This window comes from Gayadomonas joobiniege G7 (assembly GCF_000300815.1).
Classification (GTDB): domain Bacteria; phylum Pseudomonadota; class Gammaproteobacteria; order Enterobacterales; family Alteromonadaceae; genus Catenovulum; species Catenovulum joobiniege.
This window is the reverse complement of sequence record NZ_AMRX01000007.1, coordinates 215,059-230,967: the sequence shown is the minus strand read 5'-3', so window position 1 is coordinate 230,967 and position 15,909 is coordinate 215,059. Positions and strand designations below refer to the sequence as shown.

General features: G+C 40.2%; 14 protein-coding genes and 1 tRNA gene. 13 read left to right on the top strand and 2 right to left on the bottom strand.

Going from position 1 to position 15,909, the window contains the following annotated elements; all coding sequences use genetic code 11:
* Nucleotides 1-12: 12 nt before the first annotated feature.
* Nucleotides 13-915, bottom strand: a complete 903-nt coding sequence (locus C727_RS0113200) for a lysylphosphatidylglycerol synthase transmembrane domain-containing protein (RefSeq protein WP_017446123.1) — start codon at nucleotides 913-915, stop codon at nucleotides 13-15.
* Between the two features lie 113 nt (nucleotides 916-1,028).
* Between C727_RS0113200 and C727_RS0113195 the strand changes: the two genes are divergently transcribed.
* The 6 genes from C727_RS0113195 (at nucleotide 1,029) to C727_RS0113170 (ending at nucleotide 5,685) form a co-directional block, all read left to right on the top strand.
* A tRNA-Arg gene (locus tag C727_RS0113195) sits at nucleotides 1,029-1,104 on the top strand.
* A gap of 58 nt (nucleotides 1,105-1,162) precedes the next feature.
* Nucleotides 1,163-2,173: a tryptophan--tRNA ligase gene (gene trpS / locus C727_RS0113190; RefSeq protein ID WP_017446122.1), complete on the top strand. Its 1,011-nt coding sequence runs from the start codon at nucleotides 1,163-1,165 to the stop codon at nucleotides 2,171-2,173.
* A 24-nt stretch (nucleotides 2,174-2,197) separates the two neighbouring features.
* Nucleotides 2,198-3,469, top strand: a complete 1,272-nt coding sequence (locus tag C727_RS0113185) for a hypothetical protein (RefSeq protein WP_017446121.1) — start codon at nucleotides 2,198-2,200, stop codon at nucleotides 3,467-3,469.
* 1 nt (nucleotide 3,470) lies between these two features.
* The gene (locus C727_RS0113180) at nucleotides 3,471-3,911 is read left to right on the top strand and encodes a hypothetical protein (protein WP_017446120.1); all 441 of its coding nucleotides are present in this window, start codon (nucleotides 3,471-3,473) and stop codon (nucleotides 3,909-3,911) included.
* Nucleotides 3,912-3,971: 60 nt separating this feature from the next.
* Nucleotides 3,972-5,243: a hypothetical protein gene (locus tag C727_RS0113175; protein ID WP_017446119.1), complete on the top strand. Its 1,272-nt coding sequence runs from the start codon at nucleotides 3,972-3,974 to the stop codon at nucleotides 5,241-5,243.
* A gap of 1 nt (nucleotide 5,244) precedes the next feature.
* Nucleotides 5,245-5,685 (top strand): type 2 periplasmic-binding domain-containing protein, encoded by a 441-nt coding sequence (locus tag C727_RS0113170; RefSeq protein ID WP_017446118.1) that lies wholly within the window; start codon nucleotides 5,245-5,247, stop codon nucleotides 5,683-5,685.
* A gap of 16 nt (nucleotides 5,686-5,701) precedes the next feature.
* On the opposite strand, the gene C727_RS0113165 is transcribed toward C727_RS0113170, so the two are convergent.
* Entirely contained in the window at nucleotides 5,702-7,267 is a 1,566-nt protein-coding gene (locus C727_RS0113165; RefSeq protein WP_017446117.1) for a sensor domain-containing diguanylate cyclase, read from the bottom strand.
* Nucleotides 7,268-7,399: 132 nt separating this feature from the next.
* On the opposite strand from C727_RS0113165, the gene C727_RS0113160 reads away from it, so the two are divergent.
* The 7 genes from C727_RS0113160 to C727_RS0113130 all read left to right on the top strand — a co-directional run bounded on the left by C727_RS0113160 (nucleotide 7,400) and on the right by C727_RS0113130 (nucleotide 15,908).
* The gene (locus C727_RS0113160; protein ID WP_017446116.1) at nucleotides 7,400-9,208 is read left to right on the top strand and encodes an extracellular solute-binding protein; all 1,809 of its coding nucleotides are present in this window, start codon (nucleotides 7,400-7,402) and stop codon (nucleotides 9,206-9,208) included.
* 10 nt (nucleotides 9,209-9,218) lie between these two features.
* A complete protein-coding gene (locus C727_RS0113155) occupies nucleotides 9,219-10,313 on the top strand; it encodes a microcin C ABC transporter permease YejB (protein ID WP_017446115.1) in 1,095 nt (364 codons plus the stop codon).
* Between the two features lie 2 nt (nucleotides 10,314-10,315).
* Entirely contained in the window at nucleotides 10,316-11,341 is a 1,026-nt protein-coding gene (locus tag C727_RS0113150; protein ID WP_017446114.1) for an ABC transporter permease, read from the top strand.
* The gene (locus C727_RS0113145) at nucleotides 11,338-12,933 is read left to right on the top strand and encodes an ABC transporter ATP-binding protein (protein ID WP_017446113.1); all 1,596 of its coding nucleotides are present in this window, start codon (nucleotides 11,338-11,340) and stop codon (nucleotides 12,931-12,933) included. Before C727_RS0113150 ends, C727_RS0113145 begins: the two co-directional genes overlap by 4 nt.
* A gap of 205 nt (nucleotides 12,934-13,138) precedes the next feature.
* Nucleotides 13,139-14,149, top strand: a complete 1,011-nt coding sequence (locus C727_RS0113140) for a GGDEF domain-containing protein (protein ID WP_017446112.1) — start codon at nucleotides 13,139-13,141, stop codon at nucleotides 14,147-14,149.
* A gap of 5 nt (nucleotides 14,150-14,154) precedes the next feature.
* Nucleotides 14,155-15,246, top strand: a complete 1,092-nt coding sequence (locus C727_RS0113135) for an HD-GYP domain-containing protein (protein ID WP_017446111.1) — start codon at nucleotides 14,155-14,157, stop codon at nucleotides 15,244-15,246.
* A 65-nt stretch (nucleotides 15,247-15,311) separates the two neighbouring features.
* Nucleotides 15,312-15,908 carry an anthranilate synthase component II gene (locus tag C727_RS0113130; RefSeq protein WP_017446110.1) on the top strand — a complete coding sequence of 199 codons (597 nt, stop codon included), beginning with the start codon at nucleotides 15,312-15,314 and terminating at the stop codon, nucleotides 15,906-15,908.
* Nucleotide 15,909: the final 1 nt, after the last annotated feature.

Below are 15,909 nucleotides of genomic sequence, written 5' to 3'. Positions count from 1 at the left end.
AAAATGACGAACTTATTTCAGTTTTATTGAGCGACTATTTTTTATGAATATCGCCAAAGGAACAGATACTAAGCTGACAATCAATAAATATATATGTAGATTCACTGCCGCGCTTAATGCGGTGCGGGTATCTACACCTAACGGCAAGAGTACCGCTAACATGGCGCCTTCAAATGTCCCGCTACCAGCTAAACCATGAATCGGCAATACGCTGGTAAAATCTGCGCTGATGACTGCCAGCAGAGTTTGACCGAACGTCAGTGGTAAAAAACTCATCGCAATTAAAGTAAAGGCCGTTAATTTAAATACCCAAATGAATATCGTTAAAAGATAACAGCAGGTCAGTTGGCTTGTTTTTACTTGTGGTTGTTTAAACTTGCTTAACCAACTAAGCAATTTAACAGCAAAAAATATCCTAGGTAATATCAATAAAAGAGGTTTGATGATCACTGGCAGGAGTAACCAAAAAATTAATAATACAAAATAAAACTTAGATACGGCGATTGATGCAGCGAGCAAAAATAGGCTTGTTAAAACGTGTAAATCGAATAATCGAATCAAAAACAAACCACCGCTGGTTTGCCAATAGGAAAAGCCTAATTGTTTTTTCATCATGATCGGAAATGAAGCTTCACCGAGACGCATTGGTAAAAAATTATTCCAAGCATTGTGTAATAAGCTAATTGATAAATACGGTAGGAAGGGGCTGCTTTTTACACTGGCAAAATAATAAAAAATACGGACAGCTCGGGTGACATAACTCATTGCTGTCAATAAGACCAATATGGCAATGTTAAGTGGATGAACTGTTTGCCATTGTGCCAATACCCATTGCCAGCCGGCTTGGTCTTCAACAACCAAAATTAAAATTATAAAAATGCTTAGGGCCAACACCCAGCGAACTGATTTTGCCATTTTTATAAAACCATTGTCAGCTCAAATTGAGCCTAGGCTAACCTGTAAATATGACAAATTTAAAGACTTTGTTGCAATTAAAGTCAAAAACTCGCTAAAATTCGCTGCAACATGGCCCTATAGTTCAACAGGATAGAACAGTTGCCTCCTAAGCGATCGATCCAGGTTCGAGTCCTGGTGGGGCCGCCAAAAAGGTTCCAGCCTAAGATCATAAAATTATAAATAACCAAACAATTTTGAGGACAGTATGAGCAAACCCATTGTTTTTAGTGGCGCCCAACCAAGCGGCGGATTAACTATAGGTAACTATATGGGCGCGTTGCGCCAATGGGTACAAATGCAAAATGAGTGCGATTGTTTGTTTTCAATTGTTAATATGCATGCCATCACGGTGCGCCAGCAAGCAGAGCAGCTTCGTGAAGCTTCGTTAGATGGTTTGGCTTTGTACTTGGCTTGTGGTATTGACCCGCAAAAGAGCACTGTCTTTATGCAGTCTCACGTGGCCGAGCATGCTCAGCTTGCTTGGATATTAAATTGTTATACCCAGATGGGTGAACTCAATCGCATGACTCAGTTTAAAGATAAATCGGCAAAAAATGAAAACAACATCAATGCGGGTTTGTTTACTTATCCGGCGTTAATGGCGGCTGATATTTTGTTATATCAAGCGAACCGAGTGCCCGTAGGGAATGATCAAAAACAGCATTTAGAGCTGGCGCGAGACGTGGCTGTGCGTTTTAATAACTTGTATGGTGATATATTTACAATTCCAGATCCGCATATACCGGAAACAGGTGCGCGTATTATGAGCCTGCAGGATCCAAGTAAAAAAATGTCTAAATCAGACGATAACCCAGCGAATTTTATTGGTCTATTGGAAGACCCGAAAAAAATTACCAAAAAGGTTAAACGAGCAGTCACCGACTCTGATGAGCAAGCGCGCATTTATTTTGATGTTGAAGAAAAGCCAGGTGTGTCTAATTTACTTACGTTGTTATCCTGTGCCACCAACAAAACGGTTGCAGAATTAGTACCAGAGTATGAAGATAAAATGTACGGTCACCTCAAAAAAGACACCGCCGAAGCTGTGGTTGCTTTGCTTGAGCCGATTCAGCAAGAGTTTGCTAAACTACGAGCAGATCAGAGTTATTTAAATAAAGTAATGCACGATGGCGCGCAAAAAGCACAACAAAAAGCGCGATCAACCTTACAGAAAGTTAATCAAGCAGTTGGTTTTATACCTGATATACTAAATTAGACTAAATCGTCTGGGGTGCTCTGAATGAACTTTAAGTCTTGGTTAATCGCTAGCGTTTGTTGCTGTTCAAGTTTTTTGCTAAATGCCGAGACTTATTTTTCTGGATTTGGATCACTTGCGGGCTATCAGGCAAACGGTGATACCTTAAGCTTTAAAACGGATGTGGCTTCGCCTTATGCGGGGGGAGACAATGACTTTGAGCTGGCCGACTTAACTAACTTAGGCTTGCAAGTTAATCACATCCTCAATCCAGAATGGCAGCTTGTTGGCCAAGTTTTGTTACAAAAAGGACGCAGCAATCAACTCATTGATAGAGTGACAATCGCATCACTCAATTATACGCCAAATGCAAACTGGATGTTTAGGTTTGGCCGTTTTTCGGCGAGAAACGTCTGGTTTAGTGATAGTCGGTATGTAAATTATGCGCAAACAAGCGTTTACCCAGTCTCTGGTTTTTATAACCAAATTCAAACTGCTGCATTAGATGGTGCCGAAATCACCTATACAAATAGGATTGACGAATGGCTTATTTCATGGAACCTGTACGCTGGTCAAAGTAATCATCATTTTTATAATGACAGTGGTAATTTTGAAAACCGCTTAAGGCCTGTAATCGGTGCAGCGATTGAAATAGACCACCTTGGTTGGCGGATACGTGCAGCACACACATACTCTAAACTGGCAGAGCAGAGTTTTGAGCGGGATATCAGTGCTTTTTTATCTGCGTTTACCAGTGTACCGCCTTTATACGGTCTGCCAGCATGGCACGAAGCTGATGATTTGCAAAATGAAACTAAATACAGTGATGAACCCATTGAATTTACGAGTGTTTCTTTTGAATATAAAAAAAATTCACATTTGTTTAGGTTTGAAATCGGGCACCTGTATACAGATTCTGGGTTAATTATTAATAACACTTCAGGGTATCTTCAGTACGCTTATCAAATTAATCAGTATACGCCTTTTATCAGTGTATCAGCCATTGATTCAACAAGGGGTTATGAGCCTTATTCTTGGCCATCACCAGATGTTTTTAATGCAGTCACTGATGTTATTGGTTTTGATTCTATGCAGGGGCTTTTGGGCGTTATGAGCGTGCTGCAAAACCGGTCTGAACAACAAAGCCTGAGCTTGGGACTAAGGTATGATTTAAATCATTCGGTGGCTTTAAAAGCTCAGGTAGAGCACTTTTGGATTGCTCAAGATGGCATTGGGCTTTGGGCGCGTGATAATTTGATGCAAGAACCTGATCGGCAAATAGATGTGATCGCCGTTAGTTTAGATTGGATATTTTGAGATGTATCGTTTTTTTAAAATATTCGTTTTGTTTTGCTGTTATTATTTTAGCACCTTTACAGTGTTTGCAGAGTCTATCGCCGTTATTGTTAATGCCGCTAATCCAATTGGAGAAATAAATAAAAAACAATTAGTAGATATTTATACCGGGCGTCATATCGCCTTTCCTGATGGTCGCATTGCCGAGCCGGTAGACCTGGCTGATAGTGACACATTAAAAGCAGATTTTTATTATAAATTAACAGGCTTGTCGGTATCTCGAGTAAATAGTTATTGGGCAAGATTGAGGTTTACTGGGCGGTATTTACCGCCTTATCAGGTAGCAAATCATGAGTCTGTGCTCGCTTATGTAGCGAATAATACCGCTTCTATTGGTTACGTTCAGTTAACTACAGGGCGACCACTTCCAGCCAAAGTAAAAGTGGTATATATAGTTAAATAGTTTATACTTTGCGCGAACGCCTTCCGTACGGCGGCTTGAACATATTATTAGGATGTTGATATGGCAAAAAGCCTTTTTGTTTACATTTTTTTACTTCTATCTGCTAATGTAACGCTAGCTGGTGAAACTTCGTTTTCCGGTTTTGGTACGCTAGCTGGCTATTCAGCAACGAGCAAAGCGCTTGGTTTTCGTCCAGATATAGCTGCGCGCGGTGAAAGTTTTGAACATGAAGTTAATTTTTCTGATTTAAGTTTGCTCGGTTTGCAGTTAAACCACAGTTTTAATAGTCAATTCGAACTGATGACACAAGTGGTGTTAAAAGATGAATTAATCAGAGACGATTATGACCGCATTAAATATGCAACCCTTATATTTCGGCCGAATCAAAACTGGGAATTTAGATTGGGGCGCATGGCACCTCAGATTTATCTATTAAACGATAGCCGTTATATCGGGTTTGCGCGAGATACAGTTTACCCAATTCATGATTTTTATGCTCAGCTACCGTTAAGGTTTTTTGATGGTTTTGACTTAGCGTATACACAAAGGTATGGCGATTATTTAGTAAAACTTGGTGCTTATTACGGCGATTCTGTTTTTTTAATTGAAGCCCACGGTGATGAGCTAGAGGGTGAGCTAGATTATTTAGCTGGGGCTAACCTTGAATTAGCTTGGGACACATCTTTATTCAGAGCCAGTTATACGCGAGTGCAACTAGCCAAATTTGGTGAGAGTTCAAACGTCCGCCGTATATTGTCACAATTAGCCACTGGGGACGCATCGTTAGGTTTGCCTCCTTGGCCAGCGGCAAAAATGTATGGCGAACAGGTGAGCTACAGTGAAAAAGATTTTGGATATATAGCGCTTGCTTATGAATTTTTATCCGAACGTTATATAGCGACGACTGAAGTTGCCCATTTGCATTCAGAAACGGCTTATATTCCAAAAACAGTCTCGGGTTACAGCAAACTCAGTTGGCTTGCAGGTCAATGGACACCGTATGTTTTTTTATCTGGCGTCTATTCAGAACAAGCTTTTGAACCAGTGCATCAAGCTCCGGACGTTGTAAACCAGTACTTGTCTGCTGCCACAGGGACGGATGCAAATGCAATCCTAAGTTCGTTAAATGAGTATCTACAAGTTTTATATCGGCATAAAAGTATCGGTTTTGGAGCTCGTTATCAAATGAACCAAAACATCGCTATGAAAGCTCAGTTTGAACATAAATGGGTGGATAAAAATGGCGGTGGGCTGTTTATTAGTGACAATTTATCGCTGAATAAAAAAGAACAAATAAGTGTCATATCGGTATCAATGGATTGGGTATTTTAAAATGAAATTAGCGATTAAATGGGGGGTATTAAGCTCAGTTTTGCTTTTTAGCGCGGCAGCGCAGGCTGATTTGTACGTGATAGTGAATAAACAAAACCCTATTCAGACTTTGTCTAAATCACAACTGATTGATATATACACTGGCAGGTATGTTGCTTTTCCTAATAGTCGCGAAGCCAAACCCGTTGATTTGGTTGCAAGCCATCCATTAAAAGAGGTATTTTATCAGCGTACTACTGGTTTATCTTTGTCTAAAATAAGTAGTTATTGGGCACGTATTAAATTTACTGGGCGCTATAATCCGCCACAAGAGTATCAAAGCCTAGAAGAAGTACTAGACTATGTCAGTCGGACACCTCAAGCCATCGGGTACGTAGATGCTTCATTATTGCCAGAATTGAAAAATAACCCGGTTAAAGTTATTTATTCGGTTGACTTGTAGGTCTATGGTCAGTTGATCATGATAGCTGACTATAAAATAGAATATTATTTTTACCGGACTTTTTAATCTGATACATAGCGTGATCGGCTTGATCAAACAATTTATCAAAGTCTTGGCTGTCTTTAGGGTAACTTGCAACGCCGACACTAGCACCAATTTTGGCTTGTTGTTCTTGATCTATTTGTACTGGTAGTTGGGTTGCGGATAGTATTTTTTCGGCGATGTTTGCTGTTTCTTTTTCATCAACCTCACTGAGTACAACCACAAATTCGTCCCCGCCCCAGCGACAAATGATGTCTGTTTTCCGTACGATATCTTGGTATCTTTTAGCAATTTCTTTTAACACTATATCACCGGCATCATGACCTAAACTATCATTAACCTGTTTAAATCCATCTAAATCTATTAATAAAACAGAAAATTGGGTTGCAGGTTCGCTTTGCTCGATTAATCTTTCAACGATGCGTCTTGTCGCACGGCGGTTTTTTAATTTGGTAAGGGTGTCGTGATCGGCTGCAAATTCAGTTTTGATCAGCTTGCGCTTTTGTTCAGTAATATCATTGATGATAATAAAAATATTCAGCTCGCCAAGACGGTTTTCTGCTTTAGTAAAGGTCACCTCGAACCAGATCGCATCTTGTTTTAACTCGCTGGCTGCAGGTACTTCTACCTCAATTGAATGTGGTTCGCTATCGGCTGGTGTAGATTTTATTCTGCTTTTTAACTCGGCCATTTCGAACGAAAGACGCTCTAACCAATGGTCATCAAATGTTACCTCAGCAAGACCCGTGTTATGAGTCCATAACTCAATAAACTTAGGATTAACTGATTTAAGTGTTAATGTTTCATCTGTAACGACTAAAGCACTGGTAGACAATTCGCATATCATTTTAAAATTACTGGCCAGATTTTCGGTTTGCAAAACTAAGTTACGCTCGTGCTGAAGTCTTTCATCTAGCTTATCTAAAAGTTTATTAATGATATGACGGATTGAACCAATTTCGTCTTGCCGGTCGGCGTGATCTAAACGTTCTGGGCTGTCATTTGCAAAATCAATATCTTTTAATGCGTCTGATAAAACAGAAATAGGGTGAGAAACTAATAAATAAGTTACGACTAATGTTAACAGCGTTATGATGCAAACGATTGCAAACACGTTAATACTCGCACTGTAAAATTGACTTAACACTTGAGCTTGTATTTCGCTCTTACTTTCATATATTAATAGGGTTCCCACTTGTTGATTTTGCTCGAAAGGTGAAAACAAGGGTTTAGTAATAGATGCCTGATGCTCGCAATGTTGCTCTGCATGCGCGTCGATTTTTGTTGTGGTAATTTCTGCACAAGCGACTATGGTATTTTTCAACAAGCCATCGGTTACGTCTTTGGCTAACGGGGCGTCGTCTAGATAAGCGGCAGCGGCGGCTGTATTGTAAACAGTCTCGGCTAAACTCATCAGGGTTTGCAGGCTTCTCTCTTCGGTTTGTTGTTGGATTCGAGAATAGGACCAAGCCGAGATAATAATGCCGGCTATCATGGCTGAAACGGCAATGAGTAAAGGTAATTTTACATTTATTTTCATATACAAAAGTCGTCCACTGATAGTTCTCAACTCAGACTACAGGATATTGCATAAACTGTTGAGTATTTTGTTAATTATCATACACTGAGATGCATTCATTAGAGTCTGACCACAATAAAGGATAGTTTATTTATGGTAAAACCTAGCTTATTCAGTTTGATTATTTTTTTGCATAGCGTATCTGTTTTGGCCGCTGATGTCATCACTACGTCAACGATTGCGCTGCGAGGTGAGCCTGCCTATCAAACGGGATTTAAACATTGGGATTATGTAAATCCAAATGCACCCAAAGGGGGACTGATTCAATATGCACAAAGAGGCACGTTTGATAATTTTAACCGCTACGCACAACGTGGCAGTGCCCCATCCATGATTGAAGATCTATTATATGATACCTTAATGGCCTCTAACTCTGATGAAATCTCAGTCTACTATCCATTGATCGCTAAACAATTAACCTATGCGGATGATTATTCCTGGGTAAAATTTAAAATTGATGACAGGGCTAAATTTCATGATGGTAGTGCAATCACCGCCGAAGATGTTGAATTTAGCTTTAACTTATTTTGGGAGCAAGGGGTCCCTCAATTTAAAAAATACTTTGCAGGTGTCACAGTCTCTGCCAACGATGACAATACAGTGACTTTTAAACTGGCAGCGCCGTCACGCTCGCTAATGTTAAGCTTATGTGATTTAACCGTTTTGCCTAAACATAGCTACAAAGACAAAGCGTTTTCGGAACCTTTTGCTAAGCCTCCATTAGGTAATGGCCCTTATCAGGTTAAAAGTTACGAAATGGGTCAATATATTGTTTACCAGAGAGTGGCTGACTATTGGGCGGCTGATTTACCTGTACGTCGCGGATTGAACAATTTTGATGAAATTAGAATTGACTATTATCTTGATGAAACCGTATTAATGGAGGCCTTTAAAAAAGGAGAGTATGATTTTCGTTTAGAGAACACTGCTAAAAATTGGGCAACACAATATACCGGTGAAAATTTTGACAAAGGCTATATTGTTAAAGAAGAAATTTCACACGAACAGCCAACCGGTAATAGTGCATTTATTTTTAATGTGCAAAAACCTCAATTTAAAGATCGTCGGGTGCGCCAAGCGCTCGGTTTATTATTTGACTTTGAATGGACCAATCAAAACTTATTTTATGGCGACTATCAGCGCAATTATTCGTATTTTATGAATACTGAGTTCGCCGCGCGTCAAATGCCAAGCGAAGCAGAAAAAGCGGTTTTAATGCCGTTTAAACAACAATTACCGGCTGAGGTTTTTAACAAAGTCTATCAGCCCCCAAAAACAGATGGTAGTGGTAATATCCGTCAACAGATGAGACAAGCTTTAGCGCTATTTAAAGCCGCAGGCTACCAGTTAAAGAACAAACAATTAGTTGATAAAAACGGCCAACAATTTGAATTTGAACTATTAATTTTTAGACCGTCAGAAGAGCGTTTTGCTATCCCCTTTAAAAAGAATATCGAGCGCATCGGGGCTAAAATGAATATTCGTTTATTAACTGACGCCTCTCAATATATCAACCGAGTTCGTGAACGTGAGTTCGAGATGATCAGCCGTGCATTTTCTGGGTATCCAAGTGAAACTTTAAAGATCCAGTGGCACTCAGATTATATCAACTCATCATACAATTTTGTTGGGCCAAACAATCCTGTGGTTGATCATCTTGTAGACAAAATTGCCGAGTATCAGGAAGATTTGCCGCAGTTAACAACTTATGCCAGAGCGCTCGATCGGGTATTGCTGTGGAACTATTATTCAATTCCACAATGGCACTTATCTAAATATCGGGTGGCGTACTGGGATAAATTTTCGCGGCCAGACACTCTGCCTAAGTATGAATTAGGAGAGAGCAGCTGGTGGTATGATAAAAATAAAGCAGCTCAATTGCCTGCAAAGCAGAGGAAATAAATAGTTAACTATGCTGGCATATATTGTTAGGCGTTTATTGCTCATTATTCCGACTTTTTTCGCCATAATAGCAATTAATTTTTTCATTATTCAATTGGCGCCAGGCGGGCCAGTTGATCAATATATCGCAGCACAATCGGGTCTAGCCGACGGTGGCGTTATGCAGGAGCGTTTGGCGGGGAGTGCGGATGAACTCAATGGACGAGATCTTACGGCCCAAGAGGCTTCTGGTTATCGCGGCGCTGGGGGGTTAACGAAAGAAGAAATTGCTGAAATCGAACGTCGATTTGGGTTTGACAAACCCATTGGTGAGCGTTTTGTAGAAATGCTCAAAAATTATATGGTTTTTGATTTTGGTGACAGCTTGTTTCGTGGCAAAGCAGTTATCGATTTAATTTATGAACGTTTACCAGTCTCTATTTCATTAGGGTTATGGTCGACACTCATTATTTATCTGGTGTCTATTCCGTTAGGCATTCGTAAAGCGGTTAAACACAATAGTCGCTTTGATGTCTGGACAACCACCATAGTGTTAGCGACCTCAGCAATACCGGCATTTTTATTTGCCGTTGTATTGGTTATTTTGTTTGCCGGCGGCAGCTTTTTAGACTGGTTTCCACTGCGAGGGTTAACATCAAACAACTGGGAGAGCCTAGCTTGGTACGATAAAATAATCGATTATTTTTGGCATATGACTTTGCCAATTATTGCCACAGTGATAGGTTCATTTGCGGCGTTAACCATGTTGACTAAAAACTTGTTTTTAGAAGAGATCAATCGTCAGTATGTGATGACTGCGCGGGCGAAAGGATTGACTGAAAAAGCCGTGTTATATAAACACGTCTTTCGAAACGCAATGTTAATTATCGTTGCCGGTTTACCGGCAGCTTTAATTGGGGTGTTTTTTGGCAGCTCATTAATTATTGAAATTATTTTTTCGTTAGATGGCTTAGGGTTGCTATTTTATGAAACGACCGTGCAACGGGATTACCCGGTCATTTTTGCGACCTTGTATGTTTTTACGCTAGTTGGACTCCTATTGAATATTGTTAGCGATGTTATGTATATGATTATTGATCCCAGAATTGATTTTGAGGCACGTTAGTTATGGCCAGTGCGATTAATCAGAAACGTTGGGCCCAGTTTAAAGCCAATAATAGAGCTTGGTACTCACTTTGGATCTTTTTGTTCCTGTTTACCGTTTGCTTATTTGCTGAGTTTATTGCCAACGATAAACCCATTTTTATCGAATATAACGGTCAATGGTATAGCCCTGTTTTTAAGACCTATTCGGAACAAGATTTTGGCGGCGAGTTTGACTTGGAAGCTGATTATCGTGACCCTTATATTCAATCATTAATTAATGATGCGGGTGGGAAAATTATTTGGCCTCTAATCCCTTATCATTATTCCACCATTAATTATAACTTGCCCACGCCAGCGCCTAGCGCTCCTTCAAGTGAGAACTGGTTAGGCACTGATGATAAAGGTCAAGACGTGCTGGCGCGGGTCATTTATGGTTTTCGTCTGAGTATTTTATTTGGTTTTGCTGTGACCCTAGCCTCTGCAATCATTGGAATTGCGCTAGGTGCAGTGCAAGGTTTTTACGGCGGTTGGGTTGATCTTGCGCTGCAAAGATTTATGGAAATTTGGGGCGGTTTACCGCAACTTTTTATGTTGATCATTTTAGTTAATTTTATCGTGCCAAATTTAGCCTGGCTGGTGTTAATCACTTTGTTGTTTGGCTGGATGGGGTTTGTGGGTGTGGTTCGGGCTGAATTTTTACGTTGTCGAAACTTCGAATATGTGCAAGCCGCCAAAGCGATGGGAATGTCAGATACACGTTTAATGAAAAAACACATTTTGCCAAATGCTATGTCAGCGACGTTGGCAATGTTACCTTTTTCGCTTTCTGGTTCAGTTACAATTTTAACCTCGCTTGATTTTTTAGGTTTTGGCCTGCCGCCCGGTGAGCCTTCGTTAGGAGAATTATTAGCGCAAGGCAAAGCCAACATCCAAGCACCTTGGCTCGGTTTCACTGCATTTGGCTCATTAGGCGGTATTTTGATGTTATTGGTGTTTATCGGTGAGGGTATCCGAGATGCATTTGACCCAAGGAATACTTTTGCATGAGTGAAGTTTTAGCCGTCAACGAGTTATCAGTCGCATTTCGTCAACAGGACAGGCTCAACACTGTGGTTGATAAAGTTTCATTTAGCCTGCAAAAAGGACAAACACTGGCTTTGGTTGGTGAAAGTGGCAGCGGTAAGTCAGTCACCAGTATGTCAATTTTAAAATTGTTAAATCCCCAACAAGTAAGTTATCCAAGTGGCGATATACTGCTGGATGGACAATCTGTTCTGCAGGCCAGCGAGCATCAGCTAAGGCGATGGCGAGGCAATAAAGTTGGGGTGATATTTCAAGAGCCCATGATGTCGCTAAACCCATTGCATACGATTGAGCGTCAGTTGGGCGAAACACTTCTAATTCACAAGGGTTTACGAGGCAAACAAAGCCGAGAACGCATTATCGACTGGCTAAAAAAGGTGGGTATCCGACAAGCAGATACTAGGCTGAACGACTTCCCTCATCAATTTTCGGGTGGTGAAAAACAGCGTATCATGATAGCTATGGCGCTAATCAACGAGCCGGATTTATTAATCGCTGATGAGCCAACGACTGCACTTGATGTGACTGTGCAAGCACAGATTTTAAAATTGCTTAAAGAGTTGCAAACAGAGCTTGGCATGGCCATGTTATTCATTAGCCATGATTTGGCGATCGTTAAACAGGTCGCCGATCAGGTTGCTGTTATGGAAAAGGGATGTTTGGTTGAACAAGGTGAGTGCCAACAATTGTTTGCTGCACCTCAACACCCTTACACTAAAAAATTGATCGCTGCTGAACCACCAGATGAATATCGACCATTGGTAGAAAGCAAAAACAAATTGGTCGAAGTACAACAACTTAAAGTTTGGTTTCCGATTAAAAAAGGTATTTTTAAGCGCCTTGTTGGGTTTAATAAGGCCGTCGAAAATATCAGTTTTCACATAAAACAAGGGTCTTCAGTTGGTTTGGTAGGTGAAAGTGGTAGCGGTAAAACCAGTTTGAGTAAAGCCTTGTTAAAATTGATCGAATCACAAGGCAATATCTACTTTGCGGGACAACCACTCAATCAACTTGATAAACATTCGCTGAGCCAGTTACGTCGTCAGATGCAGTTTGTTTTCCAAGATCCTTATGGCAGCTTGAGCCCGCGTATGCTAGTTGGAGAAATCATTGCTGAAGGACTACATATTAATAAAATCGGTACTGAACAAAGCCGTGAGCAAATGGTGATAGAGGCGATGCGTTCGGTTGATTTGGATCCAGAGATTCGGTTTCGCTATCCACATGAATTTTCTGGTGGGCAAAGGCAGCGTATTGCGTTAGCCAGAGCTTTGGTGTTAAAACCCAAGTTTTTAATCTTAGATGAGCCAACTTCGTCGCTGGATAGAACGGTCCAATTCCAGGTGTTAGAATTACTTAAAAAATTACAAAACGAGTACGGTTTGACTTATTTGTTTATTAGCCATGATTTAAAAGTGGTCAAATCAATCTGTGATACGCTTATCGTGATGAAAGGCGGGCAATTAATAGAGCAAGGCCCTGCACAGCAAATTTTTGAGCAGCCGAAAAATCCTTATACCCGACAACTGATAGAGACAGCTTTCTTCACAGCTTGACAAAAAATAATCAATATGTAATATTCGCTTGATGCAAGGGTTGCATGTTAATACCAACTGGGACGGCATATATAAACAGCACATTTTACAAATTTTAGCTGCTAACAGCCTGTTAGTGGTCGTTTGTACCCGCGTGATTGTTTATCTCTTAACGTAAAAGTCATTCAGTAAAAACGGACCGTACAATAAAAGGGACATAACTGCTATGTCAGATCTAGTATTATCGAGCTTACAAAGCCACTCGAAAAGCGCACAAAGTTTCACTTTGGTAGGCAGTCATGCAACTGAAATTTTCAGTAACGTGCAGGACTTAGCCAGCAAGGTTCTGCCCCATATCCAGTTATCAATTTATGTTCCACATCAGGGCAAGTTGTGGCACAAAGAAAGTGTCTCGGATGAATTTAAAGCGCAACCTTTAGTTCAATTACCAAGTTACTATCAAGCTATGAAAAGCCGATTAAAACACCAGCCAATGTGTTTAAATGCAGCGGATTTGAGCCGCGAGAAAAGCTGTAGTTTTCAATGTTTGATGTTTCCGTTTAAAGTGGCTGATTTGAATCAGATTGGCGCAATTGTTATTTGTTGTGGCAATGTGCAAGCTAGATTAGAGCCTTATGTCGAAGACTTGATCTGGTCATTGGTTCGTACTTTAGAGCTTGGTTTACGAAGCGTTCGAATTGAATCTTTACAACATGAAAATAAAAAACTTTCAGTTATGGCAACTAATGACGAATTAACTAAGTTGCCCAATAGAGTAGCTTTTACTGCAGAGTTTAAACAAAAATTAGCTTTAGCTGATCGCAGGCAAGATAATTGTGCCATGTTGATGATTGATTTAAATGATTTTAAATTAATCAATGATCAATATGGTCATTTGGTGGGTGACCAGATTCTTTATTTAGTCGCGCGACGGTTAAATTCACTCGTTCGGGATTCAGATTTTTGCGCCCGTTTAGGCGGCGACGAATTTGTGGTGCTGACCAGTACGATTAATAAAGCGCAAGTCGCTGTTTTGGCCGACCGTATTGCCAGTGCATTCAAAACAGAATTTACTTTAGAAGGGGTCGCTTATCGGGTCGGTGTGAGCATAGGGATTAGTTTATTTCCGCTACAAGGACGTGAGCAAAGTGAGGTGTTAGCCTGTACAGACTCTGCTATGTATCACGCAAAAAAGCTGGGTTTAGGGTTTCATTTTTATGCAGCGGAGGCAAAATAATACCCATGCGTATTATTATTTCTACTGATCATCTAGTCGTTGGTTTATTCGTGTGTGACTTAGGGCAACCTTGGTACAAAACATCTTATCTAAGACATAAGTTTCGTCTAACCGACCAATCAGAGTTGAAAAAACTTCAAGCTAAATTTAGTGAGGTAGAGGTTGATCTATTAAAATCAGAGCTGACGACAGAAGATACCCAAGTGCTGCTTTACCATTACCCAGCGATAGAAACCTATTTAAAGAGCGAGATCAAACGGGCATCTGAACACTTTTCTTGTGTTCTAGCAGATATTCAAAAAAGTAGTTTGCTTTTAGATCGAAAACTTCAAAAAGAAATCAGTCAATTAGTTGGCCAAGTATGTAAATTGCCTATGGTTCCTAGCTTAGTTGAACATTATTTTTCTGGTAATGATGAGCTGCTGGCTAAAACGATGCGGGTATTAATTTTAACGCTAGCTTTTGCCAAACATATTACGCTTTCCCGTAAAAAGATCGAAAGTTTAGCTTTGGCAGCATTGTTTCATGATGTGGGAATGGCTTTATTGCCAAAAAATATGCTGCGCAAAAAAAACTTATCTATTGAAGAGAGATTATCGATTGAGCAGCACGTTGAGTTTAGCTGTAATATTGTCAGTCAGTTACCGAATGCCAATAAAGGTGTTTTAGATATAGTGGCGAATCATCACGAGAATGCTGATGGTAGCGGTTATCCCAAAGGCCTGAATACAAGGCAACTGACGTTAGAAGCTAAATTATTTCGTATTGTTACTATGTACGAAGCGATGACCAGAGAGACAGTTTACCGAGCTAAAAAAACACCAATACAGGCGCTCGAAGAGTTATTTAAGTTATCAAAAAATCGGGTTTTGCCAGCCGTAGTTACACTTAAGTTCATCGATATGTTGTCCTTGTATCCAACTGGGGTGCCCGTGACTTTAAAAAATGATAAAGATGCGTTTGTCTTGCGTGATAACTTTGTGATCGACCGATTAGATAAAGATGTTTTGTTAGTGCAATACATGAGTCATGAGAATGAAGTGGCCACTATTATGCGTTCTGACGTAAAAAGAGTGAACTATCATCTAAATGCATAGGTAGAAATGTTTTATCGGTTCGCAGTATACTGTGGCGCTAAATCACTAACGGAAATCTACTGCTAATGCTCTTGATGATTGATAATTATGACTCTTTTACCTATAACTTAGCACATTATTTTGCAGAGTTAGGGCAAAAGGTTAAAGTGGTGCGCAATGACGAAATTGAGCTTGATGAGATAGAGCATATTAACCCCTCCCATATTTGCATTTCGCCAGGGCCGTGCACACCAAATGAAGCGGGGATCTCAATGCCTGTGATCCGGCATTTTTATAATAAAAAACCTATTTTAGGTGTCTGTTTAGGCCATCAATGCATCGCACAGAGTTTTGGTGGACGAATTGTATTAGCACCTACTGTGATGCATGGAAAAACCTCATTAGTTGAACATGATAATGCTGGACTCTTTACTGGCATCGACCGTGATTGTTTGGTCACTCGCTATCATTCACTGGTGGTAGATGCCAATTCGTTGCCCGACGAAATTTTACCCTGTGCTTGGACTTATGATCATGAGCAAAAAGTGATTATGGGAATAAAACATAACCAATATCCTGTTTATGGTGTGCAGTTTCACCCAGAATCTGTGATGTCAGAGTTTGGGCACCTGTTACTGAAAAATTTTCTCACCGAATCAACACACTCCGGCTTAACTAAATAGG